This window comes from Micromonospora sp. NPDC023966 (assembly GCF_040639095.1).
Taxonomy (GTDB): Bacteria; Actinomycetota; Actinomycetes; order Mycobacteriales; family Micromonosporaceae; genus Micromonospora.
Map to the genome: position 1 here is coordinate 86597 of NZ_JBEZZJ010000018.1, position 26298 is coordinate 112894.

Below are 26298 nucleotides of genomic sequence, written 5' to 3' on the forward strand. Positions count from 1 at the left end.
CCAGTTCTGGCTGCCCCGGGCGCGGGTGAGCGCTGCCACGCAGGGTCGCCGCAAAAGGTGTTTCCGCCGGGCGCGCAGGTGCGCGACCGCCGAAGTCTGCCTGCCAGAACACTGACCGACGGTCAGCGTTCTCCGATGGCTGCCCCGTCGCGATCCGCGTCCAACGGATCGACGATCTCGCCCTGCGCGGTCAGCGTGCCCTGCGCCAGCCGAATCACCTTCGGGGAGACCGGCGGCTCCAGGTCGGCCACCACGCGGAGGCCGGAAAGGACGTCATCGGGTCGCACGGACGGGGTGACCTGCCGCACGACCAGTTCGAGTATCGCACACGGTACGGCCGTCGCCCCGGAAGGCGTCTCGGACGGCGGCAGCGTATCGATGGCGATGACGGCGGCGCGGGCGTCGAAGGTGCGCCGCCCCTGCTTGGTCATCCGCTCGACCTGGATCTCCTCGGCCGCGGTGAACGCGCTCACCGCCCGCTCCAGCACGGCCGGGTCGACCTCGGGCAGCTCGATCCGCCAGCGGGACGCCTCGATCCGGTCGGCCAGGCTGCCGCTGGTGGCCTCCACGGCGTCCAGCACGTCCAGCCCGGGCGACAGGGCGGCGTCCAGGGCCGCCCGCAGCTGCGCCGGGTCGACCGGCTCGCGCAGGCCGATCTCCAGGTACTCCGCCTCGCTGGCCACGCCCGTGGGCGCGGCGGAGGCGTAGGAGATCTTCGGGTGCGGGGTGAAACCCTGGGAGAAGGCGATCGGTACGCCGGCCCGGCGCAGCGCGCGCTCGAAGGCCCGGGCGAAGTCCCGGTGCGAGGTGAACCGCAGCGGTCCACGCTTGGCATACCGGATCCGGACCCGCTGGACGACCGGCGCCTGGCCGCCCTCGGGTTGAGGCTTTCTGGCGATCGTGAACTCCTCGGCTGTGCCTGCGTGTCCGTCCCATCCTGGCGCAGCGGCCGGCACGGCCCGCAGCCGGGGCCGCGCGAGCGGCCGGACGAACCGGTCGGAACCGGTCGGCGAGGGATCCCCGCCCCGCCGGAGACGACCGTGGCCGGCCGGTGACGCGCAGGTCACCCGGCCGGCCACCGATGGTTCAGGACCGGTTCCCGCCCTGCGGCGGGTACGTCCCCGGCGGCGGCGGAACGTGACCGGGCGGCGGAGCGTACGGGTTGGCCCCCGGCGGGACCGGGCCACCCGGCGGGGCGTGGTAGCCGGCCGGGACGGGTGGGATGCCGTAACCGCCCCCGGCGCCCTGGTCGAGCAGTTCGTTTGGTAGCGCGGCCACCCGGGCCGCCTCGCGGCGGTAGCGGCGCCGGTTCCAGATCAGGAAGACCACCAGTGCCACCAGCACCAGCAGCACCACCGCGATGCCGATGCCGATGACCATGACCTGCTGGTCGGTGGGGCCGCCCCGGTCGCCGTACTCGGTGACGTCGAAGTCGTCGTCCTCGGCGGCCTGCGGAGGGGCCGGGCTGGCCGCGGCGCGGGCGAGGAGCGGGTTCGTCGAGACCGACGGCACCGTCGCGGTCAGCGCCGCCACCGGGTCGACGCGGCCGAAGCCGTACTGCGGGTCGCGGCCGGGCGGGCCGGCGTCCCGGGCGGTGCGGATGATCCGGTTGATCACGTTGGGTGCGGAGAGGTCCGGGTACTTCGACCGGATCAGCGCCGCGATGCCGGAGACGATCGCGGTGGCGTCCGAGGTGCCGTCGCCCCAGCCGTAGCCGTGGTCGGGGCCGGCGTTGTAGATGCCGTCGGCGGGGGCGGCCACCACGGCCTCGGGCCCCTGGGTGGAGCCGGACCAGAAGCGCCCGCCCTTCGTGGTGCCGGTCACCGCGATGACCCCGGGGACGTTCGCCGGATTGATCACCTCGCTGTGCCCCTTGGCGGTGTTGCCGGCCCCGGCGACCACGACCACGTCCCGGTCGAGGGCGTACCTGATCGCGGCCTCCTCGTCGTCAGACGCCACTCCCATGGCACCGTAGGACAGGTTGACGACCTTGGCGCCGCCGTCGACAGCCATCCGGATGCCCTGGGCCGACGCCGCCTCGCTGATCTCCCCCTTGCCCGGCTTCGTCTTGATCGGCAGGATCCGCACGCCGGGCGCGATGCCGGTCACCCCGTCCGGGCCGGCGTTCTTCGCCGCGATGATGCCGGCCATGTGGGTGCCGTGACCATCGGAGTCGGAGCGTCCGTCGCCGGGCGCGCCGTAACTGCGGCCGCCGGGGAGCACCTGGCCGGCCAACTCCGGGTGGGTGGCGTCGACACCGCTGTCCACCACGGCGACGGTCACCCCGCGCCCGGTGGAGAGCCGGTGCACCTGGTCGATCCGCAGCTCGTCCAGGTACCACTGCTCGGCCCGTCGCGGCGCGGCGGCCGCCGGTTGGGCGACCCCCAGCACCATGAGCCCGGCCACCAGGCCGGCCGCGACCGGGCGGAGCGCGCCCACGTGCAACCTCATCCGTCCGTCCTCAGCGCAGGATGCCCGGGGACGCGGCGTCACCGCTGCCCCACGGATCGTCGTCCTCAGTCAACCACGACGAGTGCTCGGTGCCGCTGCCGCCGTGCCCGGCGCCGCCGTGCCCGCCGCCCATCATCCCGCCGCCCATCATGCCGGCGCCGCCGCGCAGGCCACCCGCGCCCGCGCCGGTCGCGTTGCGCAGCGCGCTGGCCGCGCTGGTCATCGGGGGCACCTTGCCGTTGCCGCCGCCGACCATGCCGGGGATGCCGCCCATGCCGACCCCGCCGGCCGCGCCGAGACCGCCGCCGCCGATGCCGCCGGCCGAGCCGAGGCCGGCCCCGCCGCCGCCGAAGCCGCCGCCGGCGCCGCCGAGCCCTGCGGAGTTGACACCGAGACCGCCGGCGCCGCCGCCGATGGTGCTGGGCCCGCCGGCGCCGGCGAGGCCGCTGCCGTAGTCGTGGCCACCGGTCCCGGTGCCCGGGTAGCCGGCGCCGGTGGACGGCGGGGTGTAGGTGCCGCCACCGCCACCGGCACCGCCGCCGAAGTCCGGGCCGCCGGTGGTGGGCGGGGGCGTCAGGGATCCGCCGCCGCCACCGAAGGAGCCCCCGCCGCCGCCGACGCCGGTGCTGCCGAGGGAGGGCGCGCCGCCACCGAAGCCGCCGCCCGCGCCACCGCCACCGCCGCCGCCGGGCAGGCGGGACGGCGGCTTGCGGTCGTCGGGGCGGTAGTCGTCAACGTCGCCCTTCGGGTTCGGCACGATCAGCTTGGGCCGCTCCGTCTCCACCGCGGCGGGCAGCGGCGACATCGCCGAGTTGGCCGCCTGCTGGTTGTCCCGGTACCAGTTGTCCAGGTGCGACTTGGTGTCCCACCAGCCGCCGCGCTCCTGGTCGGCGGCCTTGCCGTCGACCTTCATGGTCGCCTCGAGGTCGTCGGCCTTGTCGCGGAACGCGCCGTCGGCGTACGAGGCGGGGTTGCTCTGGTAGTCCTTGCGCAGCGCGGCGAGGAAGCCCGAGGCGCTCTCGCCGTCGCGGGCGTCGTCGAGCTCGGTGCCGTTGGGCAGGCTCCACTCGTTCCAGCCGAAGTCGTCCATGAGCGGGATCGGGATGCTGGCCACCGACTTGCGGATGTCACCCTCGATCCGCGACAGTGCCCCGCTGACGTTGCTGGCGTGGGTGATGAGCTCCTCGATCTCCTTGCCGATCTCGCCCAGGTGCTCGCGGTAGGCGTCGCCGCCGCTGCCCTTCCAGCCGGCGAGCAGGCCGGGCAGGCCGCCGCTGTGCGGGCGCTCCTGGCCGGGCGCGATCGGGCCGACGAAGGACCGCCCGACGAGCGCGTCGCGCAGGTAGCCCAGCCCGGTGGAGAGGCTGTTCCACCCCACGCCGACCGAGCCGACCGTCTCCGGGTCCGCCGACAGCGTCACCTCGCGGACGCACCGCTCCCAGGTTCCTCCAGCCATGACCGTCTCCCCCTCAGGCCGTGTACGGGTAGGTGGGCTGCTGACCCGAGGCCGGCGGCGGGGCGGCGGACTCCAGCATCCGCTCGATCTCCTTGCCGTTGGCGGCGTTGCGGGCCTCGGTGTCGCGGAACGCCTTGGCGATGTCCTCGGTGCCCTGCTTCAGGCTGGCCAGCTTGGTGGAGAGCGCCTTGAGGTGGGCCTCCATGTTCGCCGTCGACTTCGTCAGCGCCTGCCACTGCATGCGGGCGTCCTCGTACGCGCCGAACGGCGTGCCGTTGGGCACGGTCTGGGCGTTGTTGCTGTCGCCCTTCATCCGCTCCTTGATGCGTTCCATCTCGTAGCCGATGGTGTCGTCGACGTACTGCTTGAGGCGCTCGACGTACTCCGCCGCGGCGTCCAGGTCCTCGACGCTGACGTGCAGATCGCCGGTGTCCGGCGGCCTGATGTCACCCATGCTGCTGCCCTCCCCGCTGCCGGCCCACGGCCGGTCCAATACGGACGCAGCGTATCGAGTGACGGCCAGTCGAGGCACCCCCACCCCGCGTCACGGGACATCGACGGGCGAGGAGTCCCGGAATGTGACGGAGCGCGGGAACCCCGTGGGGATCCCGCGCTCCGCTGTGCGTCGGTGGTGCTACTGCTGGGCGCCGGTCGGCAGCTTCAGCCCGTTGACCGGGGTCAACGGCAGCAGCTTCTTTCCGGTCGGTCCGATCTGGATCTCGGTGTCCATGGCCGGGCAGACGCCGCAGTCGAAGCAGGGCGTCCAGCGGCAGTCGTCCTGCTCGTACTCGGTGAGGGAGTCCTGCCAGTCCTGCCAGAGCCAGTCCTTGTCCAGGCCCGAGTCGAGGTGGTCCCAGGGCAGGACCTCCAGCTCGTCGCGCTCCCGGGTGGTGAACCAGTCCAGGTCCACCCCGAAGGCCGGCAGCACCTCGGTCGCCGCGTCCACCCAGCGCCGGTAGGAGAAGTGCTCGCTCCAGCCGTCGAACCGGCCGCCGTTCTCCCACACCTTGCGGATCACCGCGCCGACCCGGCGGTCGCCCCGGGACAGCAGGCCCTCGATCAACGACGGCTCGCCGTCGTGGTAGCGGAAGCCGATCGCCCGGCCCAGCGAGCGGTCGCTGTTGATGGCCTGCTTGAGCAGCCGGAGCCGCCCGTCGATGACCTCCGGCCGTTCCATGGCGGCCCACTGGAACGGGGTGTGCGGCTTCGGCACGAAGCCACCGATCGAGACGGTGCAGCGGATGTCCTTGGACCCGGTCGCCGCCCGGCCGGCCCGGATGACCTCGTGCGCCATGTCGGCGATCTCGAGGACGTCCTCGTCGGTCTCGGTGGGGAGGCCGCACATGAAGTAGAGCTTCACCTGCCGCCAGCCGTTGGTGTACGCGGTGACCACGGTGCGGATCAGGTCGTCCTTCGACACCATCTTGTTGATGACCTTGCGGATCCGCTCCGACCCGCCCTCAGGGGCGAAGGTCAGGCCGGTCCGCCGGCCGTTGCGGGACAGCTCCTGGGCCAGGTCGATGTTGAAGGCGTCCACCCGGGTCGACGGCAGCGAGAGCGAGACGTTGGTGCCCTCGTACTGCTCGGCCAGGCCGGAGCACATGTCGCCGATCTCGGAGTGGTCGGCCGACGACAGCGACAGCAGGCCCACCTCGTGGAAGCCGGAGAACTCCAGCCCCTGCTGCACCATCTGGCCGACCGTGGTGATCGAGCGCTCCCGCACCGGGCGGGTGATCATGCCGGCCTGGCAGAACCGGCAGCCCCGGGTGCAGCCGCGGAAGATCTCCACCGCGTAGCGCTCGTGGACCGTCTCGGCCAGCGGCACGAGGGGCTTCTTCGGGTACGGCCACGCGTCCAGATCCATGGTCGTGCGCTTGTGCACCCGGAACGGCACGTCGGGGCGGTTCGGCACGACCCGCTGGATCCGGCCGTCCGGCAGGTAGTCCACGTCGTAGAACCGCGGCACGTAGATGCTCTCGGTGCGGGCCAGCCGCAGCAGCAGCTCGTCCCGGCCGCCCGGGCAGCCCTCGGCCTTCCAGTCGCGGACGATCGCGGTGATCTCCAGCACCGCCTCCTCGCCGTCGCCGAGCACGGCGGCGTCGATGAAGTCGGCGATCGGCTCCGGGTTGAACGCGGCGTGCCCGCCGGCCACGATCACCGGGTCGGCCTCGGTGCGGTCGGCGGCGAGCAGCGGGATGCCGGCCAGGTCGATCGCGGTGAGCAGGTTGGTGTAGCCCAGCTCGGTGGAGAAGGAGACGCCGAACACGTCGAAGTCGCGCACCGCCCGGTGCGCGTCGACGGTGAACTGCGGCACGCCGTGGGCGCGCATCAGCTTCTCCAGGTCCGGCCAGACCGCGTACGTCCGCTCGGCGAGCACGTCGGGCAGCTCGTTGAGCACCTCGTAGAGGATCTGCACGCCCTGGTTGGGCAGGCCCACCTCGTACGCGTCGGGGTACATCAGCGCCCACCGGACGGTCGCCGCGTCCCAGTCCTTGACCACCGCGCCCAGCTCGCCACCGACGTACTGGATGGGCTTGGTCACCTGGGGCAGCAGCGGCTCCAGCCGTGGCCAGACTGAATTGGCCGCGACCGGGCGCGGCGTCGTCGACGGGGCACTCATGATGCCCAAGCGTACGCGGTGCTCCCCCGCCTACCACGCCGCACCGCTACCCCCGCCCGCCCACGCCGACCAGCGCCGAAGCCTCCCCCCGCGCGTCGATCAAGAGGTTTGCGTCGAGATCCGCGACGATCCCGACGCAAACTCCTTGATCGACACGGGCAGGGCCGGGGCGGCCGGGCGCCGGTGGATTCGTCGGGGGTGGCGGGGCGGTACTAACCTCGCTACGGGCGCGAGAGGAGATTGCCGCGATGTCGCAGCCGCAGCCGGGGGCGGACCGGCCGGCCGACGGGGGCACCCCGGCCACCGGCCGGAACGGGGAGCCGGCGGTCACCGGGCCGTCGGCCGACGTTCCACCGCAGGCCGATTCCGCGCACCCGACCAGCACGGACGCGTCGTCCGCGCCGGAGTCCGCGACGCCGGACGCCGAGACCCGGCCCACCGCGCCGGACCCGCAGCCCGCCGCGCGGGCCGAACCGGCCGAGCCCGTCCCAGCGGCGGAGGCCGCCCCGCCGGGCGAGCCCGCCGCGCAGCCCGAAAACGCCGCCCAGGCCGAGTCCGACGCCCGGCCGACACCTGCCGCGCAGGCCGAACCCGGCGCGCAAGCCGAAGCCGAGCCCGCCGCGCGGCCGGAACCTGCCACCCAGGCCGAACCCGAACGGCCGGCAGAACCTGACACACGGCCCGAGCCCACCCCGCCGGCCGAACCCGACGCCCAGGCACGCAACACCGAAGACGAGCGCGATCCGCAGGCTGAGCCCGAGGCCCAGGCGAAGCCGGATGCCGAAGCGGCCGCCCCAGCGCGGCCCGAGCCCACGGACGCCACCGACTCCGACCCCACCCCGGTCTCGCCGGCGCATCCCGCGCGCGGTTCGGCCGCCGTTCCCGGTCCCGCCCGCGCCGCCGGCTCCGCGCCGGTCGCGCCCCGCCCCGACCCCACCCGGGTGGAGCAGCGGCCGAATCCCACCCGGGTCGAGAACCAGTCGAACCCCACCCGTGTCGAGGCCCCGGCCGAGCCGCCCGCGCCCCGCTGGAGCGGCTCGGCCGCGGTCCCGCCCCCGCCGCCGCGCAAGCCCGCCTGGGGCGAGTCGGTCGAGCCCACGCCGGTGCCGCCGGCGGACTCGCCGGAGCACCAGGTCCCGGTCGACCCGTGGGCGGGCGTGGACACCACCGGTTGGGACCTGCACTCCGCCGACTTCCCGGCGCTGCCGCCGACGCTCCCCTACACGGCGCCCTACCCGGTGCCGCACCCCGCCCCGGCGCACCCCGCCCCACCGGTCGCCGCGGCGCCGCCGCTCAGCCCGCCGCCGGCCGCCCGCCCCCCGGTCCTCCCGGCCCCGCCGCCGGCCGTCCCCCGGCCGGTGTCGCCGCCGAAGCAGCGCCGCGGGAAGACCCCGCCGCCGGCGACCGCGCCGCCGGGGTGGCAACCGCCCAAGGGGTACGTGGCCGTGCCGGTCCGCCGCCGGCGCCGCTGGCCGTGGGTGCTGCTGCTCAGCGTCGCCTGCTGCTGCGGCGTGCCGCTCTGGTGGGCCCAGCCGCTCTCCGCCCAGTACCCGGCGAGCGCGAGCCTGCCCGACCAGCTCGGCTCGATGCGGCTGCGCCAGGACCAGCGCAGCCGAGCCACCGCCGAGGAACTGAAGACGCAGGTACGCCAGGCGCACCTGCTCGCCGAGGACACCTTCGCCGGGATCTACACCACGACCGACGGCAAGCGGGTCACCCTCTTCGGCGGCACCGGGTTCCGGCTGAGCCCCGAGTCCGACGCGCAGGCCGAGCTGGCGCGCCTCACCGACCGGTACGCTCTCGAGCCCTCGGTGCCGGTGGAGACGGGCGTCCGGGGCCGCTACGAGCGCTGCGCGGTCGGCCGGGCCGACGGCGACACGGTGGTGGTGTGCACCTCCGTCGACCATGGCAGCCTGGCCACCGGCGTCTTCACCCGGCTGTCCGTCGAGGACAGTGGCCGGCTACTGGACGACCTGCGGCAGAAGGTGGTCACCCCCCAGCAGTCCTGAGTCGTCGGTCACCGTTCGCAACGTATCGAACACGTAAAGGTTCCGTTTTCCTCCCGGGCCGGATCGGTCCGAGGGGTGACAATCGGGACATGTCGCGGCGTTGGCTCTTCGCTGACCAGCTGGGGCCGCACTTCCTCGACGAGCGGAAGCAGCCGGTTCTCCTCATCGAGTCCAAGGCCGTCTTCCGGCGCCGGGTCTACCACCGGCAGAAGGCCCACCTGATCCTCTCCGCGCTCCGGCACCGCGCCGCCGAACTGGGCGACCAGGCGATCTTCCTGCGCGCCGAGACGTACGGGCAGGCGCTGAAGCAGGTCCGCGAGCCGCTGGAGGTCTGCCACCCCACCTCGCGGCGGGCGCTGGCGTTCGTCCGGAACCTGGACCGGGTCACCGTGCTGCCGGCCCGGGGCTACGTGACCAGCCTGGCGGACTTCGCCGACTGGGCCGACGGCCGGCGGGGCGCGCTGCGGATGGAGGCGTTCTACCGGTTCGCCCGGGAGCACCACGGGGTGCTGCTGGACCGCCGCGACCCGGTCGGCGGCCGGTGGAGCTTCGACACCGAGTACCGCGAGCCGCCGCCGAAGGCCGGCCGGCTCGACCTGCCCGCCCCGGCGATGCCGAAGGAGGACGACATCGACGCGGAGGTCCGGGCCGACCTGGACCGCTGGGAGCGGGAGGGCATCCGGTTCGCCGGCCGGGACGGGCCGCGCCGCTTCCCGGCCACCCACGGGGAGGCCACGGCCCGGCTGCGGCACTTCCTCCGGCACCGGCTCGCCGCGTTCGGCCGCTACGAGGACGCCATGCTCTCCACCGACCCGTGGCTGGCGCACAGCGTGCTGTCGTCCTCGTTCAACCTGGGCCTGCTGGACCCGGTGGAGGCGGTCCGGGGCGCCGAGCAGGCGTACCGACGGCAGGGCGCGCCGCTGCCCGCGGTGGAGAGCTTCGTCCGGCAGGTGATGGGCTGGCGGGACTACAGCTGGCACACCTACTGGTACTTCGAGCAGGGCTGGCGCGACAGCAACGAGCCGGCCGCCCGCCGCTCCCTGCCGGACTGGTGGCGTGACCTGGACGCGGACGCGGTCGACGCGCGCTGCCTCAACGACGTGCTCACCGGCGTCCGCGACCGGGCCTGGGTGCACCACGTCCCGCGGCTCATGGTGCTCGGCAACTACGCCCTCCAGCGCGGCTGGCGCCCGGCGGAGCTGGCCGAGTGGTACCGCACCCGGTTCGTGGACGGCTACGAGTGGGTGATGACCGGCAACGTGGCCGGCATGAGCCAGTACGCCGACCTGGGCCGGATGACCACCAGGCCGTACGTCGCCGGGGGCGCGTACATCAACCGGATGAGCGACTACTGCGGCGGCTGCCGATACGACCCGCGTCAGCGGCTCGGCGCGGACGCCTGCCCGTTCACCGCCGGGCACTGGGCGTTCCTGGCGCGCAACCGCAGCCGGATCCCGGCGAACGCGCGGATGGCGCGGACCATGAAGCAGCTGGCCCGCCTCAGCGACCTGGACGCGGTGGTCGCCCAGGAGCAGCTGCGCGGCAGCGGCCCGCCGTGACGCCTCAGGCGGCCGGGTCGGTGGTGGGCTCGGCGCGCTTCGGCGCGTAGCGCGGCACGTACTCCTGGCCGGTGAGCTTCTGGATCTCGACCATCAGCTCGTCGGTCATCTCCCGCAGCGACGTCCGGTCGTCCGACCGGCCGGTGAAGTCCAGCGGCTTGCCGAACCGGATGCTGATCTCCGCCCGGCCCGGCCGGGGCACCCGGGTGCCGATGGGCTGCGCCTTGTCGGTGCCGGTCACGCCCACCGGGATGATCGGCACTCCGGCGGCGACCGCCAACCGGGCCGCGCCGGTCCGCCCCCGGTAGAGCCGCCCGTCGGGGGAACGGGTCCCCTCGGGGTAGATGGCCACCAGGTCGCCGGCCTTGAGCACCGGGATGGCGGCGTCGAACGCGGACAGCGCCGCCCGGCCGCCGGCCCGTTCGACGGGGATGGCGCCCAGCCCGGTCAGCACGAACTTGGAGAACACGCCCTTCACGCCGGTGCCGTTGAAGTACTCCGACTTGGCCCAGAAGGCCAGGTGCCGAGGCACCACCGTGCCGAGCAGCAGCTCGTCGGCCACGGAGAGGTGGTTGCCCGCGAAGATCGCGCCGCCGGTCGCCGGGATGTGCTCCAACCCCTCCACGTGCGGCCGGAAGGCCAACCGGAGCGTGGGCGCCACGGTGAGCTTGCCGATGGTGTAGAGCAGGGGCACGGGTCCTCCGGCGGTCGTACGTGAGCAGGCGCTGTCACGGTAGCGGACGGGTCCGCATCCGGCGGATCGGGTGGTCAGCCGTTTGCGAGGTGGTCCGGCGGCGCGGACGCCGCCGGACCCGCCGTCAGGAACTCATACCCGCCGGACGGCCACCGTCACCCGCTCACCCTCTCCGACCTCGCCGGCGAAGCCGTCGACGCCCTCGGCGAAGTCGACCGTGTCGGCCAGCACCTCCCGGGCCACGAACTCGGTGTACGCGGCGACCGCCGCGCGGACCTCCTCCGAGGCGGAGACGGCCACCACGATCCGGTCCGAGACGTCCAGGTCGGCGTCGCGGCGGGCCTGCTGCATTACCCGGACCACGTCGCGGGCCAGCCCCTCGGCGGCCAGCTCCGGGGTGACCTCGGTGTCCAGCACGACCACGCCCTCGCCGCCGGGCAGCGGCGCGGAGTGCTCGGCGTCGGCCGCGACCAGGCGCAGCTCGTACTCGCCCTCGGCCAGGGTGATCCCGGCGGCGACCGGGGCGCCGTCGACCAGCTCCCACTCCCCCGCCTTGACCGCCTTGATCACCTGCTGGACCGCCTTGCCCACCCGCGGACCGAGCGCCCGGGGCACGACGGTCAGCACCTGCTGGCAGTAGGCGGACACCTCGTCGGTGAACTCCACCGCCTTCACGTTGACCTCGTCGGCGACCAGGTCGGCGAAGGGCCGCAGCTGGGCCGCGACCGGGGAGGCCACGGTCAGCTTCGACAGCGGCAGCCGGACCCGCAGCCCCTTGGCCTTGCGCAGCGACAGCGCCGCCGAGGCGACCGCCCGGACGTTGTCCATGGCGGCCACCAGCTCGTGGTCGACCGGGAACTCCTCGGCCGACGGCCAGTCGGTCAGGTGCACCGACCGCTCGCCGGTGAGCCCGCGCCAGATCTCCTCGGCGGTCAGCGGCGCCATCGGCGCCACCACCCGGCAGAGCGTCTCCAGCACCGTCCAGAGCGTGTCGAACGCGTCCGCGTCGCCCGCCCAGAACCGATCCCGGGAGCGGCGCACGTACCAGTTGGTCAGCGCGTCCAGGTAGGACCGGACGGTGGCGCAGGCGCCCGAGATGTCGTACGCGTCGAGCTGCCCCTGGACCGTCGACACCAGCTCGTTCGTCTTCGCCAGCACGTACCGGTCGAGCAGGTGCGTCGAGTCGGTACGCCGCTTCGCGGTGTAGGAGTCGGCGTTGGCGTAGAGCGAGAAGAAGTACCAGACGTTCCAGAGCGGCAGCAGCACCTGACGCACGGCGTCCCGGATGAGCGTCTCGGTCACCGCCATGTCGCCGCCGCGCAGCACCGGCGAGGACATCAGCATCCAGCGCATCGCGTCCGACCCGTACGAATCGAAGACGTGGTAGACGTCCGGGTAGTTGCGCAGGCTCTTGGACATCTTGCGCCCGTCGGAGCCGAGCAGGATGCCGTGGCTGAGGCAGTTGCGGAACGCCGGCCGGTCGAACAGCGCGGTGGCCAGCACGTGCATGGTGTAGAACCAGCCGCGGGTCTGTCCGATGTACTCGACGATGAAGTCACCCGGGTAGTGGTGCTCGAACCACTCGCGGTTCTCGAACGGGTAGTGCACCTGGGCGAACGGCATCGAGCCGGACTCGAACCAGCAGTCCAGCACCTCCGGCACCCGGCGCATCATCGACTTCCCGGTCGGGTCGTCCGGGTTGGGGCGGACCAGGTCGTCCACCGCCGGCCGGTGCAGGTCGGTCAGGCGTACGCCGAAGTCGCGCTCCAGGTCGGCCAGCGAGCCGTACACGTCCATCCGCGGGTAGTTCGGGTCGTCGGACTTCCACACCGGGATCGGCGAGCCCCAGAACCGGTTCCGGCTGATCGACCAGTCGCGGGCGTTGGCCAGCCACTTGCCGAACGAGCCGTCCTTGATGTGCCCCGGTGTCCAGTTGATCTGCTGGTTCAGCTCGACCATCCGGTCCTTGAACCGGGTGACCGCGACGAACCAGGAGGAGACCGCCTTGTAGACCAGCGGGGTGTCGCACCGCCAGCAGTGCGGGTACGAGTGGGTGTAGGTGTCCTGCCGGAGCACCACCCCCCGCTCCTTCAGCTCGCGGATCACCGGCTTGTTCACGTCGAAGACCTGCTCGCCCTGGTAGGGCGGGACCAGCCCGGTGAACCGGGTGTGGTCGTCGACCGTGACGATGGTCGGGATGCCGGCCGCGTTGCAGGTGTTCTGGTCGTCCTCGCCGAAGGCCGGGGCCAGGTGGACGATCCCGGTGCCGTCCTCGGTGGTGACGAACTCCGCGCCGAGCACCTGGTAGGCGTTCTCGCCGGCCTGGTCGATCAGGAAGTCGTAGAGCGGGGTGTAGCGGCGCCCGACCAGGTCCCGGCCGTAGACCGTGCCGACCTGCTCGTATCCCTCCAGCTCCTTGGCGTACGCGCCCAGCCGCGCCGCGCCGACGACGTGGCGCTGCCCGTCGCGCTCCAGCACGGCGTACTCGATGTCGGGGCCGACGGCGAGCGCCAGGTTCGACGGCAGGGTCCACGGCGTGGTGGTCCAGACGCCGAGCCGCACCGGGCCGCGCACCGGCTCGGGAGCCGACTCGTCCGCGGTCAGCTCGAACCAGACGGTCAGCGTCGGGTCGTGCCGGTCCTTGTAGACGTCGTCCATCCGGGTCTCGGTGTTCGACAGCGGGGTCTCGCACCGCCAGCAGTAGGCCAGCACCCGGAAGCCCTCGTAGACCAGACCCTTGTCGTGCAGGGTCCGGAAGGCCCACATGACGCTCTCCATGTAGTCCAGGTCGAGCGTCTTGTAGTCGTTGGCGAAGTCGACCCAGCGGGCCTGCCGGGTGACGTACCGCTCCCAGTCCTGGGTGAACTCCAGCACCGAGGTGCGGCAGGCCTCGTTGAACCGGGCCACGCCGAGGTCGAGGATCTCCGCCTTGGTGGTGATCCCGAGCTGCTTCTCGGCCACCACCTCGGCCGGCAGGCCGTGGCAGTCCCAGCCGAACCTGCGCTCGACGTGCCGGCCGCGCATGGTCTGGTAGCGCGGCACCAGGTCCTTGACGTACCCCGTGAAGAGGTGGCCGTAGTGCGGCAGGCCGTTGGCGAAGGGCGGGCCGTCGTAGAAGACGAACTCGTTCTTCCCGTCCGCACCGGCGGGGCGGGCCTCGACCGACGCCTCGAAGGTCTTGTCGGCCGTCCAGTGCTCCAGGACCCGGCGCTCGACCGCGGGCAGGTCCGGGCTCGCCGGGACGCCGGCGGCGGTCGGGTCGTGCAACGGATAGGCCATCGGGGGTCGCTCTCCTCAGCAGCTCACGTCGTGTGGGTCTGCGAGGACGAGCCTTTTCCGGTACGCCGTGACCGGCGCCCCGGGCCGGGCCCGCGGTACCACCCCGCTTGGCGGCCGAGGTGCGACCGCCCGCTCGTTGGCCGGCTGTGACGGGCCGGTCCCGTCCGGTTCTACTGGGCCGGTCTCCCGGCTGTTCTTCCGGAGGCTCGCCGGTGATGGCCGGGTCGTCGCCTGTGTGTCGTCAAGCGTACTCGACCGGGCGGGCACTCCGCCGCCGAGTATCGGCCTGGGTCGACCCGGGCGCGCGGACCGGGCGGCCCGGCTGCGCGGCTAGGCTGCCCGGGTGATCCGGATCGAGTTGGACGAGCCCACGCTGACCCGTACCCGGATCGCCACCAGCCCGCTCTGGGAGGCCAAGTGCAGCCTCTACCTCCTGCAGCGCTACCGGGACGAGGCGCCCTGGCCATACACCGGCTGGGCCCGGCACGCCTGGCGGGTGCTCGCCGGGCAGCCCGCGACGGCGCCAACACGTCTCTACACCCGGACCGGCCCGTGGTACCCCGACTTCCTCGGTCCGGTGCCGCCCGGCGCCAGCCCGACCATCGAGGAGGAGCTGGCCGCGCTACGGGCCACCCCGGCCGAGGTGATCGCCGAGCAGGTGCCCCGCTACCACGACCCCGACGACCTGCCGGACTGGCTGCGCCCGTTCGTCACCGACCGGCAGGCCGCGCTGGACCGGTTGGCCGAGGGCATCCAGGCGTACTGGGACGCGGCGATCGCGCCCTGGTGGCCGGCGATGCGGGCGGCGCTCGACGAGGAGGTGCTGCACCGCGCCCGGGCCCTCGCCGCCGACGGCCCGGACGCGCTCCTCGCCGACCTGCACGAGCGGGTCCGCTGGGAACGGCCGGTGCTCAGCCTGGTCAAGCCGTCGGAGCGGAGCTTCAAGGCGGTCGACCAGCGGCTGCTACTGATCCCGCTGATCTTCTCCCGGGGCGCGCTCACCCACTCCACCGACCACCCCGAGATCATCGCGGTCTCCTACCAGGCCCGGGGCGCGGTCCTGCTGGCGGACCGGCCGGCCGGCGCCGCCGCGCCGGAGACCCCGGGGCCCGACCGGCTGGCGGTGCTCGTCGGCCGGGGCCGGGCCCAGGTGCTGCGGGCGCTGACCCGGCCGGCCACCACCGCCGGGCTGGCCGCCACCCTCGGCCTGGCGCCGAGCACCGTCTCCGAGCACCTCGCCGCACTGCTCACCGCCGGGGTGGCGCACCGCCGCCGGGTGGGCCGCCGGGTCCTGTACGGCCTGGAACCGGCCGGCCTGGCCCTGGTCACCCTGATCGGCGCGGACCCGGCCACCGCGTCCGCCTGAGGATTCGGCGGCTGCCGAATTCGTTTCGCCGGACCGCCCGCCGTCCCTAGATTCGCCGCCATGAGCGAGTACGCGATCGAGGCGGCCGGGCTGCGCCGCACCTACCGCAGCCGAACGGGATGGTTCCGACCCCAGCGCCGGGAGGTGGAGGCGGTCCGCGGCGTCGACCTGACGGTCGGCAACGGGGAGCTGTTCGGCCTGCTCGGACCGAACGGCGCCGGCAAGACCACGACCATCAAGCTGCTGAACACGCTGCTCATCCCCACCGCCGGCACCGCCCGGGTCGGCGGCCACGACGTGGTCACCGAGACCCGGGAGGTACGCCGGCGGATCGGGTACGTCTTCGGCGGCGACCGGGGCCTGTACGACCGGCTCTCCGCCCTGGACAACCTGCGCTACTTCGCCGAGCTGTACGGGGTGCCGGGGCGGGAGCAGAAGCGCCGCATAGCCGAGCTGCTGGCGCTGGTCCACCTCGACGGCCGGGAGCACGAACGGGTGGAGGGCTACTCCCGGGGCATGCGGCAACGGCTGCACATCGCCCGGGGCCTGCTGCACCGGCCGAAGGTGCTCTTCCTCGACGAACCGTCCATCGGGGTGGACCCGGTGGCCGCGCGGGAGCTGCGGCAGACCGTCGCCGACCTGGCCGCCACCGGCACCACCGTGCTGCTGACCACGCACTACATGGCCGAGGCAGACGAGCTGTGCGACCGGATCGCGGTGATCGCCGACGGCGCCATCCAGGCCCTCGGCACGCCGGCCGAGCTGCGGCGGCACGCCGACGGCCGGCAGGTGCTGGAGGTCGAGGCCTACGGGGTGACCGACGCCCAGCTCGCCGCCATCCACGCCCTACCCGGGGTACGCGAGGCGAGTGTGACGGTCACCGGCGCGGCGCAGGTGCTGACCGTGCAGTCCGACGCGGGGGTGGACGTGCAGGCCGACGTGCTGCGCGAGCTGGACGGCGTACGGCTGGGGCGGGTCGCCGCCCGCCAGCCCACCCTCGAGGACGCGTACGTGGCGATCGTCAACCGGGTCGACACCCCGGCCCGCCCGGTCGAGGCGGTGGCCGCGTGAGTCAGCTCCGCATGATCGGAGTGGGGGCGCTGCTGCACACCAAGCAGCTCAGCCGCTCCCCGTTCGAGATCGCCACCGCGCTGATCGTGCCGGTGGTGCAGGCGACCCTGGCGGTGTACCTCTTCCGGGCCGGCGGCGAACCGGGCCGGCTGCTGGAGGCCGCGGTCGGCGCCGGGCTGATGGGGGTCTGGTCGTCGGTGCTCTTCGGGTCCGGCGGCGCCATTCAGAACCAACGCTGGCAGGGCACCCTGGAGATGCTCATGCTCGCGCCCCGCCCGCCCGCCCTGGTGATCTTCCCGATCACCCTGTCCACCGCGGTCACCGGCACCTACGCCATGCTCGCCACCCTGCTCTGGGGCCGGCTGCTCTACGGCGTGCCGCTGACCTTCGCGCACCCGCTGCTCTTCCTGGTCGCGGCCCCCGGCTGCGTGCTCGGCCTGGGCATGTTCGGCCTGCTGCTCGCCAGCACGTTCGTGCTGATGCGCAACGCCAACGCGCTGGCCAACACGCTGGAGTACCCGATCTGGCTGGTCTCCGGGATGCTGGTGCCGCTCACGGCGCTGCCCGGCTGGACCGGCCCGATCGCCGCCGCGCTGCCCACCACGTGGGGCGCGCGGGCCGTGCACGAGGCGGCCGGCGGCGGCCCGGTCTGGCCGTCCCTGGGGATCTGCCTGGCGATCAGCCTCGGTTGCCTGGCCGCCGGCGCCCTGATGATGACCCACGTCGAGCGACGGGCCCGCGCCGCGGCGACCCTCGCGCTGGCCTGAGGAGGACGACGATGCCACTCTTCCGGCTGATCGGCACCGGCGGCGTGATCGCCTACCGGGCCCTGTTCAACTGGACCACCCCGGCGATGTTCATCGGCTCGCTGCTGGTGGGGCCGATCTTCCAGCTGCTCTTCTTCGCATACCTGGGCCGGCAGCTCGGGGTCGCCGACGACCGCTTCTACATCGTCGGCAACGCGGTGCTCGCCGCCTCGCTCTCCTGCGTCTTCGGCGGCACCATGGCGGTCGCCAACGAGCGGCGCTTCGGCACCCTCGGGCACGTGCTGCTCTCCCCGCGCAGCCGCACCGCCGTCTTCCTCGGCCGGGTCCTCCCGTACGCCGGGAACGGGCTGCTCATCGCGGCGAGCACGCTGACCGTCGGCGCGCTCCTGCTCGGTCTGCGGGTGCCGCCGGAGGCCCTGCCGGCGCTGCTGGCCACGCTGGGGGTGGCGGCACTGTCCTGCGGTTTCTTCGGCCTCACCCTCGGCGCGCTGGGGCTGCGGTTCCGGGACGTCTGGGTGGTCTCCAACGTCTCCGTGGCGCTGCTGCTCCTGCTCACCGGCGTGAACGTGCCAGCCGCCGGGCTGCCCGGTTGGATGCGCGTGGTGGGCGAGGGCCTGCCGATCACCCACGCCGCCCGGGCCGCCCGCCAACTGGTGGCCGGCGAGGGCCTGGCGGCGGCCGCGCCGGCACTCGCCGCCGAGGCCGCCGTCGGACTCGGGTACGCGGTCCTGGCCGCGGTTCTCCTCAAGGTCTTCGAGGCCGAGTCCCGCCGCCGCGCCTCCCTCGACACCCTCTGACTGACCGACCCACCCCGCCGGCCCGCCGGTTGATCATGAGGTTAGCGGCACCATCGGAGATCCACATCGCCGTCAACTTCATGATCGACCGGGCGGCGAGGCGGGGTGGGGGTCAGGGGGGGAGCGGGGAGGGTGGTGGTCCAGAGGGAGGCGCCGGTGCGGTCGCGGAGGTGGATGGTCAGGTCGCCTGATTCGCCGTCGATCGACGCCTCACCGATCACGTCGCCGCTCTGCACGCCGTGGGTGAGCAGTGGCCGCCCGGCCGGCCGCCAGGCGAGCGCGCCGGGCGCGCCGAGCAGCGCCCGCCGGCGACGCCGGCCCCGGCGACCACGCCGGCGCGGAGCAGCGTACGTCGGTCGAATTGCGTCATGGATCCTCCCGGTTCAGAAGTCACCAGGCTGGTTTACCGACACCGAACATGACCGGGGGCGCCGACCGAGGTGGCCGGCCCGTCAACGACGGCTGTCGAAACCCGTCACCGCTCCTCCATGACCACCGTCACATCGCCGCACCGTCACACCGCCTCGGGCCCAGATCCGTCCTGTTGGCGTAACGACGAGATGAAGGAGGCGGCGATGAGCCGGATGGACATGACGGCGGTGGCGCCGGAGGCGTACCGGGCGGTGTACGGCCTGGAGAAGTACGTCCAGACGAACGTGGACCACACCGTGCTGGAGCTGGTCAAGCTGCGGGCGTCGATGTTGAACGGCTGCTCGTTCTGCGTGGACATGCACAGCCGGGACGCGCTCAAGGCGGGCGAGTCCAGCCGGCGGCTGTTCGCCGTGGCGGCGTGGCGGGAGGCGCCCTTCTTCGACGAGCGGGAGCGGGCCGCGCTGGCGCTGACCGACGCGGTGACCCGGCTCGGCGAGCACGGCGTGCCGGACGACGTGTGGGACGCCGCCGCGAAGGTCTGGTCGGAGAAGGAACTGGCCGATCTGCTGATCGCGATCGCCACGATCAACGTGTGGAACCGGATCTCGGTGAGCACCCGCACCGAGCCGCCGGCGCAGGTGTGACCCCTCGGCGGCGACGCAGGCGGCCGGTGCGCTCACCGCGCACCGGCCGACTGAGCACACGCCACGGCCCCGGCCCGCATGCGCGGAACCGGGGCCGTCGGAAGCCGGGTCAGCCCAGCTCGGGGAACCAGAGAGCGATCTCGCGCTTGGCGCTGTCCACCGAGTCGGAGGCGTGCACCAGGTTCTCCCGGTTGGAGAGGGAGAAGTCGCCGCGGATGGTGCCGGCCGCGGCCTTGCGGCCGTCGGTGCTGCCGATCATCCCGCGCACCACCTCGATCACCTGGTCGCCGGAGAGCACCAGGGCGACCAGCGGACCGCCGGTCATGAACGCCTTCAGCGGTGGGTAGAACGGCTTGTCCACGTGCTCGGCGTAGTGCTGGTCGGCGAAGTCGCCGTCCATGGTCCGGGTCACCAGCGCGTCGATCCGCAGGCCCTTGCGCTCGAAACGGGCGAGGATCTCCCCCACCAGCCCGCGGCGGACCGCGTCGGGCTTGATCAGTACGAGCGTCCGCTCGTCCGGGCTGCTGCTGGACACGCTGGTTTCCTCCTGTGCGCGGAACCGGGTCGGGCTGGGTACGGTCAGCGTAGCGACCCGGTCCCGGCGCCAGCGCGGCGGCTGCTCCTTCCCTGGGTCGCCGCGGCGGCCTAGCCTGGCCCTGGAACCCCTGGGAGGTCCACTGTGGCGAATGGCGGGAACCGACCCATCGCGCCGGTGCGCAAGCTGATCGGCGTCGTGCTGGGCACCGTGGCCACGTTCGTGATCCTGTTCGGGCTGGGCATGACGAGCTGGGCGATCGTGGCGCTCGGCGTCGCCCTGCTGGTGCTGGCGATCGCCCTCGCCACGGTCCGCGGCGGCGGCCGCACCTGGGTGGTCGGGCTGGGTCACGTGCACAGCGCCTCCGAGCCGCCCACCCAGTACGCCTTCGGCCGCTGCGAGCTGCAACTGGTGATCGACGCGCCCGGCCTGCCGCCCCGCTCCAAGAAGATCATCGAGCCGCGGGTCCCGGTCGCCAAGTGGCCGTCGCTGGGCCAGGCGCTGCCGGTCCGCGTCGCACTGGACGACCAGCGGCACGTCCGCGTCCTCTGGGACGAGGTGCCCACCCACGCCGAGACCGCCGCCGCGGTCGCCGACCTCCCGCCCGAGTACGCCGACCCGGACCCGGTCGACGAGGTGCTGGTCGGGCAGGAGGCCCCGCCGTGGGCCGACCGGGCCCCGGAGGACGACTTCCGCGACGACTTCCCGCCCGCGCCGGAGCCGCTCCTCGACGACCTCACCGTGCTGCCGGAGGAGCGCGAGCCGGTGGTGCTGCACCAGCGCCCCGGCGGCGGGGTCGTGCTGGAGGGGCAGCTGGTCGAGCCGACCACGGGCGGCCCGCTCCCCCGCCGGGCCCCGGCGCCCCGGCCACCCGCCGAGGAGCGGTTCGAGACCGTCGCGGTGGACCCGATCGACGTCCCGCTGGACGAGCCGGCCGGCGAGGCGCCGCCCACCCCGGAGGAGCTCGACGAGGCCATCTTCGGCCCGGCCGGCGACGAGGAGCCGGCCGAGGTGGCGAGCCCGATCAGCGGGGTCGGCATCACCCTGCTCGTCACCGACCTGGACCGGTCCCTGGACTTCTACGAGGATCTCGGCTTCACCGAGCTGGACCGGGGCGAGGGGAACGCCGTCCTCGCCTCCGGGCCGACCCGCCTGGTGCTGCGCCGGGTGACCGGGGCCGCCCCGATCAGCCGCCGGCTGGTCCACGTCAACCTGGAGGTCGACGACATCCAGGCGGCGTACGAGCGGCTGCGCGGGTCGGGCGTCCGGTTCACGTACGCCCCACGGGTGGTCAACCGGGGCACCAAGCTGGAGGTGTGGGCGGCCGCCTTCCGCGACCCGGACGGGCACGGCGTCGCGCTCACCCAGTGGCGCACCCTCGCCGACGCCTGAGCCCCGCCCGCAGCCGGGGCGGCCGCTCAGCCGAGGATGACCCGCCGCACGTGCAGCGCGTACGCCCACACCAGGGCGAAGATGACGCCGAGCGCGAACAGCGACCAGTGCAGCAGCCCGGAGAGCAGCAGCAGGCCCTGGAGGACCGTGCCGGCGGGCCAGGCCCACGCCCGCTTCATCTGACCCGCCAGCAGCACGCAGGCGACCGCCAGCGCGACGATCGCGGCGATGGCCGCGCCGCTCAGGTCGCCGCCGACCACCCGGATCGGCTGGATGGCCAGCAGCAGCACCAGCGCCTCCAGCGCGAGCGTGCCGGCCCCGAGGCCACGGACCGCCTTGTCGGGGTTGCGCAGCCCGGAGCGCCGCTGCTCCCCGCCCTCGGTCGGAGCGCCCTTGGTCGGGACGCCCTCTGTCGGGGCGCCCTCGCCGGGGCGCTCGTCGACCGGGCCGGTCATCGCTTGAGCAGCCGGCGGGCGTCGGCCACGGTCACCACCGATCCGGTGATCAGCACACCCACCCCGGCCAGCTCGCCCGGCACGTCGGACTCGGCCTCGGCGACGGCCGCCTCGATGGCGTCCGGCATCTCCTCGGCCACCTGCACCCGGTCCGGCCCGAAGACCTCCCGGGCCAGCGCGGCCAGCTCGTCGACGGGCATCGCCCGGGGCGAGCTGTTCTCGGCGACCACGATCGAGTCGAGCACCGGCTCCAGCAGCTCCAGCAGGCTGGCCGCGTCCTTGTCGCCGAGCACGGCCAGCACGCCGACCAGCTTGCTGAACGCGAACTCCTCCTGGAGCGCGGTGACGGTGGCGGCCATCCCGTGCGGGTTGTGCGCGCCGTCGAGCAGGACCGTCGGGGCGGTACGCACCTTCTCCAGCCGCCCCGGCGAGCTGGTCGCGGCGAAGCCCTCCCGGACCGCCTCGATGTCGAGCTGCCGCCGCGCGCCCGCGCCGAGGAACGCCTCCACCGCGGCCAGCGCCACGGCGGCGTTCTGGGCCTGGTGGGCGCCGTGCAGCGGGATGAAGATCTCCTCGTACACCCCGCCGAGGCCCTGGATGGTGAGCACCTGGCCGCCGACGGCGACCGCGCGGCGCAGCACGCCGAACTCGGCGCCCTCCCGGGCGACGGTGGCGCCCACCTCGGCGCAGCGTTCCAGGATCGGCCGGGCGGCCTCCTCCTCCTGGGCCGCCGCGATCACGGTGGCGCCGGAGTGGATGATGCCCGCCTTGTGCAGCGCGATGTCCTCGATGGTGTCGCCGAGCCACTCGGTGTGGTCCAGCCCGATCGGGGTGATCACGGCGACCCCGGCCTGGATGACGTTGGTGGCGTCCTCGGCGCCGCCGAGCCCCACCTCCACCACGGCGACGTCCACCGGGGCGTCGGCGAAGGTGGCGAAGGCCAGCGCGGTGGTGAGGTCGAAGTAGGTCAGCGGCTCGGCCGAGCGCTGGTCGATCAGCTCCGCCAGCGGCGCCACCTCGCGGTACATGGCCACGAAGCGGTCCTCGCTGACCGGCTCGCCGTCCAGGCTGATCCGCTCCCGCACGGTCTCCAGGTGCGGGCTGGTGTAACGGCCGGTGTGCAGCCCGAACGCCCGCAGCACCGAGTCGATCATCCGGGCCGTCGAGGTCTTGCCGTTGGTGCCGGTCAGGTGGATCGACGGGTACGCCCGCTGCGGGCTGCCGAGCAGGTCGAGCAGGCTCTCGATCTTCTCCAGCTCGAAGTGCATGCGGGTGAAGCCGCGCGCGTTGAGCGCGGCCTCCACCTCGGCGAATTCGGTGCGGTCGGTCACGCGGACAACCCCTCCAGGGCGGCGTTGATCCGGACCAGATCCGCCTCGGCCACCGCCAGCCGCTCGCGGATCTTGGCGACCACCGGCTCGGGCGCCTTGCCGACGAACGCCGGATTGTCCAGCTTCGCCCGCGCCTGCGCGGCCTCCTTCTCGGCGGCCGCGCGGTCCTTGGTCAGTCGGGCCCGCTCGGCGGCCACGTCGATCGAACCCCGGGTGTCGAGCGCGACGCTGACCTCGCCCGGCATGGCGAGGGTGGCGCTGGCCTGGAAGTCGTTGCCGGGCGCGTCGAGCCGGACCAGCGAGCGGACCAGCGGCTCGTGCGCCGCGATGCCGGCGCCGGCCAGGCCGTCGAGCCGGGCCGTCACCCGCTGCGTCGGGCGCAGCCCCTGGTCGGAACGGAACCGCCGGATCTCGGTCACCACCCGCTGGAGGGTGCCGACCTCGACCTCCGCGGCGTCGTCCACGAGGGTACGGTCCGCCGCCGGCCAGGCGGCGGTCATCACCGTCTCGCCGCCGGTCAGCGCGGTCCACAGCTCGTCGGTGACGAACGGGATCACCGGGTGCAGCAGCCGCAGCAGCTGGTCCAGCACGTGCCCGAGCACCCGGCGGGTGGCGTCGGCGGCCGGCCCGCCCTCAGCGAGCACCGGCTTGCTCAGCTCCACGTACCAGTCGCAGACGTCGTCCCAGGCGAAGTGGTAGAGCAGGTCGCAGACCTTGGCAAACTCGTACGCCTCGAACTGCTCGTCCACCTCGGCGGTGATGTGCGCCAGCCGGGAGAGGATCCACCGGTCGACCGTCGACAGCTCGGCCACGGCGGGCAGCGGCCCGTCGGTGTGCGCGCCGTTCAGCAGCGCGAACCGGGTGGCGTTCCAGAGCTTGTTGCAGAAGTTGCGGGAGCCCTGGCACCACTCCTCGCTGACCGGCACGTCCTGACCGGGGTTGGCGCCCCGGGCCAGGGTGAACCGGGTGGCGTCGGCGCCGAACCGGTCGATCCAGTCCAGCGGGTCCACCACGTTGCCGAACGACTTCGACATCTTCTTGCCGTGCTCGTCGCGGACCATGCCGTGCAGGGCGACCACGTCGAACGGCTGCACGCCGTCCATGGCGTAGAGGCCGAACATCATCATCCGGGCGACCCAGAAGAAGAGGATGTCGTAGCCGGTGACCAGCACGCTGGTGGGGTAGAACTTCGCCAGGTCCGGGGTGCGCTCCGGCCAGCCGAGGGTGGAGAACGGCCAGAGGCCGCTGGAGAACCAGGTGTCCAGGACGTCCTCGTCCTGCCGCCAGCCGTCGCCGGTCGGCGGCTCCTCGCCGGGTCCGACGCAGACGATCTCGCCGTTCGGGCCGTACCAGACCGGGATGCGGTGGCCCCACCAGAGCTGGCGGGAGATGCACCAGTCGTGCATGTTGTCGACCCAGACGAAGTAGCGCTTGGCCAGCTCGGCCGGCTCGATCTTCACCCGGCCGTCGCGCACCGCGTCGCCGGCGGCCTTGGCCAGCGGGGCGGTGTTGACGAACCACTGCAGCGACAGCCGCGGCTCGACGGTGGTCTTGCAACGGGAGCAGTGCCCCACGGCGTGCACGTACGGCCGCTTCTCGGCGACGATCAGGCCCTGCTCGCGCAGCGCCGCCACGATCGCCGGGCGGGCTTCGTACCGGTCGAGGCCCTGGAACGGGCCCGGCGCGGTGATGATGCCGCGCTCGTCCATGATCGCCAGCGCCGGCAGGTCGTGCCGCTGGCCGATCTCGAAGTCGTTCGGGTCGTGCGCCGGCGTCACCTTCACCATGCCGGTGCCGAAGCTCGGGTCGACGTGCTCGTCGCCGACGATCGGGATCCGCCGGTCGGTGAGCGGCAGGGACACCTCGGTGCCGATCAGGTGCCGGTAGCGCTCGTCGTCGGGGTGCACCGCGACCGCGGTGTCGCCGAGCATGGTCTCGGCCCGGGTGGTGGCCACCACGACGTCGTCGCTGTAGCGGATCGAGATCAGCTCACCCTCGTCGTCGGTGTGCTCGACCTCGATGTCGGAGAGCGCGGTGAGGCAGCGCGGGCACCAGTTGATGATCCGGTTCGCTCGATAGATGAGGCCGTCGTCGAAGAGCTTCTTGAACATGGTCTGGACGGCCCGGGACAGGCCCTCGTCCATGGTGAAGCGCTCGCGGTCCCAGTCGACCGCGTCGCCGAGGCGACGCATCTGACCCAGGATGGCGCCGCCGGACTCGGCCTTCCACTGCCAGACCCGCTCGACGAACTTCTCCCGGCCCAGGTCGTGCCGGGACAGCCCCTCGCCGGCGAGCTGCCGCTCGACCAGGTTCTGGGTGGCGATGCCGGCGTGGTCCATGCCGGGCAGCCAGAGCGCCTCGTAGCCCTGCATCCGCTTACGCCGGTTCAGCGCGTCCATCAGGGTGTGCTCGAACGCGTGCCCCATGTGCAGCGAGCCGGTGACGTTCGGCGGCGGGATGACGATGGTGAAGGGCGGCTTGTCGCTCTCCGCCGACGCCCGGAAGTGGCCGGCGGCTACCCACTGCTCGTACCGTCGCTGCTCTACCTCGCCGGGCTGGTACTGGCCGGCAAGGGTCGGGGCGTCGGGGCGTCGGGCATCCAGTCTCTCGGTCACCCTGAAAGTCTACGGAGCGCTTTCGGAGACCCGGCGTGCGCCACCTGTTAGTTCGCGTACGGTGGCGGACATGTCCGACGCGCACCTCACCGAGCGGCCGGTCGACGGCGGTCCCGAGCCGGTCGACCTGACCGATGAGCCGATCCGGCTGAGCCGCCGCGACCCGGCGCTGGAGCCCGAGCGACGCCCCGCCTCCCGGCGGCGGAAGATCGCGCTGGCGACCGCGCTCGTGGTCGGGCTGGCCGGTGCCGGGGCACTCGGCCTCGGTGGCTGGCGGGTGCTGGCGGAGAAGGACACCGAGCTGAGCACGCCGGCCACGGTGGCCGGGCTCACCCGGGACGACAGCGAACGGGCCCGCAGCACGGCCGACTACCTGCGCGACGGGTTCGCCGCCGACATCGAGCTGGACCGCAGCTTCGGCACGGTCTACACCGACCCGGCGGACGCCAAGCGGTCGGTGCTCCTCTTCGGCGGCACCACCCTGCTGTGGCAGCCGGAGCGCGACCTGGACAGCCTCTTCGGGTTGATGGCCGACGAGACCGGCAAGGTCACCGGGGTGCGCGAGGTGGACGCCGGCGGCCTGGGCGGCGTGATGAAGTGCGGTACGACGAGCGGCGACGGCGGGGACTTCGCGGTCTGCGGGTGGGCCGACCACGGCAGTGTGGTGATGGCGATGTTCCCGGGCCGGTCCGTGAACGATTCCGCAGCACTGTTCCGCCAGCTCCGCGAGGGCATCCAGCACCGCTGAATGGTTGCGGCGCCCCCTCCGGGCGCCGCATCAAAGCCTGGAAAACGCAGTCAGGGCCACCCCGAAGGGTGGCCCTGACTGGAAAGGTTGTCCGGCGGTGTCCTACTCTCCCACACCCTCCCGAGTGCAGTACCATC

20 protein-coding genes and 1 pseudogene are annotated in these 26298 nt (G+C 73.3%); 9 read left to right on the plus strand and 12 right to left on the minus strand.

Annotated features, from left to right (window positions below; all coding sequences use genetic code 11):
• Positions 1-122: 122 nt before the first annotated feature.
• The 5 genes from AB0F68_RS22630 to AB0F68_RS22650 form a co-directional block, all read right to left on the minus strand.
• Positions 123-842: a TIGR03936 family radical SAM-associated protein gene (locus tag AB0F68_RS22630; protein ID WP_357341553.1), complete on the minus strand. Its 720-nt coding sequence runs from the start codon at positions 840-842 to the stop codon at positions 123-125.
• 244 nt (positions 843-1086) lie between these two features.
• Positions 1087-2451: a type VII secretion-associated serine protease mycosin gene (gene mycP / locus AB0F68_RS22635; protein WP_357341528.1), complete on the minus strand. Its 1365-nt coding sequence runs from the start codon at positions 2449-2451 to the stop codon at positions 1087-1089.
• A 10-nt stretch (positions 2452-2461) separates the two neighbouring features.
• Entirely contained in the window at positions 2462-3907 is a 1446-nt protein-coding gene (locus tag AB0F68_RS22640; protein ID WP_357341529.1) for a hypothetical protein, read from the minus strand.
• Between the two features lie 13 nt (positions 3908-3920).
• The gene (locus tag AB0F68_RS22645) at positions 3921-4361 is read right to left on the minus strand and encodes a hypothetical protein (protein ID WP_357341530.1); all 441 of its coding nucleotides are present in this window, start codon (positions 4359-4361) and stop codon (positions 3921-3923) included.
• A 180-nt stretch (positions 4362-4541) separates the two neighbouring features.
• Positions 4542-6527, minus strand: a complete 1986-nt coding sequence (locus AB0F68_RS22650; RefSeq protein ID WP_357341531.1) for a TIGR03960 family B12-binding radical SAM protein — start codon at positions 6525-6527, stop codon at positions 4542-4544.
• Positions 6528-6775: 248 nt separating this feature from the next.
• On the opposite strand from AB0F68_RS22650, the gene AB0F68_RS22655 reads away from it, so the two are divergent.
• Entirely contained in the window at positions 6776-8536 is a 1761-nt protein-coding gene (locus tag AB0F68_RS22655) for a hypothetical protein (RefSeq protein WP_357341532.1), read from the plus strand.
• 89 nt (positions 8537-8625) lie between these two features.
• Positions 8626-10095, plus strand: a complete 1470-nt coding sequence (locus AB0F68_RS22660; protein ID WP_357341533.1) for a cryptochrome/photolyase family protein — start codon at positions 8626-8628, stop codon at positions 10093-10095.
• Positions 10096-10099: 4 nt separating this feature from the next.
• On the opposite strand, the gene AB0F68_RS22665 is transcribed toward AB0F68_RS22660, so the two are convergent.
• Both AB0F68_RS22665 and ileS read right to left on the minus strand, forming a co-directional pair.
• A complete protein-coding gene (locus AB0F68_RS22665) occupies positions 10100-10789 on the minus strand; it encodes a lysophospholipid acyltransferase family protein (protein ID WP_357341534.1) in 690 nt (229 codons plus the stop codon).
• 132 nt (positions 10790-10921) lie between these two features.
• Complete coding sequence (gene ileS / locus AB0F68_RS22670; RefSeq protein ID WP_357341535.1) at positions 10922-14068, minus strand: isoleucine--tRNA ligase; 3147 nt, start codon at positions 14066-14068, stop codon at positions 10922-10924.
• Between the two features lie 343 nt (positions 14069-14411).
• On the opposite strand from ileS, the gene AB0F68_RS22675 reads away from it, so the two are divergent.
• From AB0F68_RS22675 to AB0F68_RS22690, 4 genes are read left to right on the plus strand one after another with little or no spacing between them, the layout of a single operon-like run.
• Positions 14412-15434: an ArsR family transcriptional regulator gene (locus AB0F68_RS22675; protein WP_357341536.1), complete on the plus strand. Its 1023-nt coding sequence runs from the start codon at positions 14412-14414 to the stop codon at positions 15432-15434.
• Positions 15435-15494: 60 nt separating this feature from the next.
• On the plus strand, positions 15495-16505 hold the full coding sequence (locus AB0F68_RS22680) for an ABC transporter ATP-binding protein (RefSeq protein ID WP_357341537.1): 1011 nt from the start codon (positions 15495-15497) through the stop codon (positions 16503-16505).
• The gene (locus AB0F68_RS22685) at positions 16502-17272 is read left to right on the plus strand and encodes an ABC transporter permease (protein ID WP_357341538.1); all 771 of its coding nucleotides are present in this window, start codon (positions 16502-16504) and stop codon (positions 17270-17272) included. The genes AB0F68_RS22680 and AB0F68_RS22685 overlap by 4 nt, the downstream gene beginning before the upstream one ends.
• 11 nt (positions 17273-17283) lie before the next feature.
• Positions 17284-18069 (plus strand): ABC transporter permease, encoded by a 786-nt coding sequence (locus tag AB0F68_RS22690; protein WP_357341539.1) that lies wholly within the window; start codon positions 17284-17286, stop codon positions 18067-18069.
• A gap of 200 nt (positions 18070-18269) precedes the next feature.
• Here AB0F68_RS22690 and AB0F68_RS22695 read toward each other — a convergent pair.
• A pseudogene (locus AB0F68_RS22695) lies at positions 18270-18439 on the minus strand (alkaline phosphatase); the annotation flags it as partial.
• Positions 18440-18644: 205 nt separating this feature from the next.
• Between AB0F68_RS22695 and AB0F68_RS22700 the strand changes: the two are divergent.
• Complete coding sequence (locus AB0F68_RS22700) at positions 18645-19085, plus strand: carboxymuconolactone decarboxylase family protein (RefSeq protein WP_357341540.1); 441 nt, start codon at positions 18645-18647, stop codon at positions 19083-19085.
• 109 nt (positions 19086-19194) lie between these two features.
• Here the strand turns inward: AB0F68_RS22700 and ndk are convergent, their stop codons facing one another.
• Positions 19195-19620 carry a nucleoside-diphosphate kinase gene (gene ndk / locus AB0F68_RS22705; protein WP_355638731.1) on the minus strand — a complete coding sequence of 142 codons (426 nt, stop codon included), beginning with the start codon at positions 19618-19620 and terminating at the stop codon, positions 19195-19197.
• A 144-nt stretch (positions 19621-19764) separates the two neighbouring features.
• Between ndk and AB0F68_RS22710 the strand changes: the two genes are divergently transcribed.
• Positions 19765-21012, plus strand: a complete 1248-nt coding sequence (locus AB0F68_RS22710) for a VOC family protein (RefSeq protein WP_357341541.1) — start codon at positions 19765-19767, stop codon at positions 21010-21012.
• 26 nt (positions 21013-21038) lie between these two features.
• Here AB0F68_RS22710 and AB0F68_RS22715 read toward each other — a convergent pair whose 3' ends face one another.
• Genes AB0F68_RS22715 through AB0F68_RS22725 form a run of 3 tightly spaced genes read right to left on the minus strand, consistent with a single transcriptional unit; the run spans position 21039 to position 25413 of the window.
• The gene (locus AB0F68_RS22715) at positions 21039-21467 is read right to left on the minus strand and encodes a DUF4233 domain-containing protein (RefSeq protein ID WP_357341542.1); all 429 of its coding nucleotides are present in this window, start codon (positions 21465-21467) and stop codon (positions 21039-21041) included.
• Complete coding sequence (locus AB0F68_RS22720) at positions 21464-22798, minus strand: folylpolyglutamate synthase/dihydrofolate synthase family protein (RefSeq protein ID WP_357341543.1); 1335 nt, start codon at positions 22796-22798, stop codon at positions 21464-21466. Before AB0F68_RS22720 ends, AB0F68_RS22715 begins: the two co-directional genes overlap by 4 nt.
• Complete coding sequence (locus AB0F68_RS22725; protein ID WP_357341544.1) at positions 22795-25413, minus strand: valine--tRNA ligase; 2619 nt, start codon at positions 25411-25413, stop codon at positions 22795-22797. Before AB0F68_RS22725 ends, AB0F68_RS22720 begins: the two co-directional genes overlap by 4 nt.
• Before the next feature lie 70 nt (positions 25414-25483).
• On the opposite strand from AB0F68_RS22725, the gene AB0F68_RS22730 reads away from it, so the two are divergent.
• Positions 25484-26161 carry a hypothetical protein gene (locus AB0F68_RS22730; RefSeq protein WP_357341545.1) on the plus strand — a complete coding sequence of 226 codons (678 nt, stop codon included), beginning with the start codon at positions 25484-25486 and terminating at the stop codon, positions 26159-26161.
• The last annotated feature ends 137 nt before the right edge of the window (positions 26162-26298 follow it).

Coding starts and splice junctions, on each gene's coding strand:
- mycP (WP_357341528.1), bottom strand. CDS start 2,451: ATGAGGTTGCACGTGGGCGCGCTCCGCCCGGTCGCGGCCGGCCTGGTG.
- AB0F68_RS22640 (WP_357341529.1), bottom strand. CDS start 3,907: ATGGCTGGAGGAACCTGGGAGCGGTGCGTCCGCGAGGTGACGCTGTCG.
- AB0F68_RS22645 (WP_357341530.1), bottom strand. CDS start 4,361: ATGGGTGACATCAGGCCGCCGGACACCGGCGATCTGCACGTCAGCGTC.
- AB0F68_RS22650 (WP_357341531.1), bottom strand. CDS start 6,527: ATGAGTGCCCCGTCGACGACGCCGCGCCCGGTCGCGGCCAATTCAGTC.
- AB0F68_RS22655 (WP_357341532.1), top strand. CDS start 6,776: ATGTCGCAGCCGCAGCCGGGGGCGGACCGGCCGGCCGACGGGGGCACC.
- AB0F68_RS22660 (WP_357341533.1), top strand. CDS start 8,626: ATGTCGCGGCGTTGGCTCTTCGCTGACCAGCTGGGGCCGCACTTCCTC.
- ileS (WP_357341535.1), bottom strand. CDS start 14,068: ATGGCCTATCCGTTGCACGACCCGACCGCCGCCGGCGTCCCGGCGAGC.
- AB0F68_RS22680 (WP_357341537.1), top strand. CDS start 15,495: ATGAGCGAGTACGCGATCGAGGCGGCCGGGCTGCGCCGCACCTACCGC.
- AB0F68_RS22690 (WP_357341539.1), top strand. CDS start 17,284: ATGCCACTCTTCCGGCTGATCGGCACCGGCGGCGTGATCGCCTACCGG.
- AB0F68_RS22700 (WP_357341540.1), top strand. CDS start 18,645: ATGAGCCGGATGGACATGACGGCGGTGGCGCCGGAGGCGTACCGGGCG.
- AB0F68_RS22715 (WP_357341542.1), bottom strand. CDS start 21,467: ATGACCGGCCCGGTCGACGAGCGCCCCGGCGAGGGCGCCCCGACAGAG.
- AB0F68_RS22730 (WP_357341545.1), top strand. CDS start 25,484: ATGTCCGACGCGCACCTCACCGAGCGGCCGGTCGACGGCGGTCCCGAG.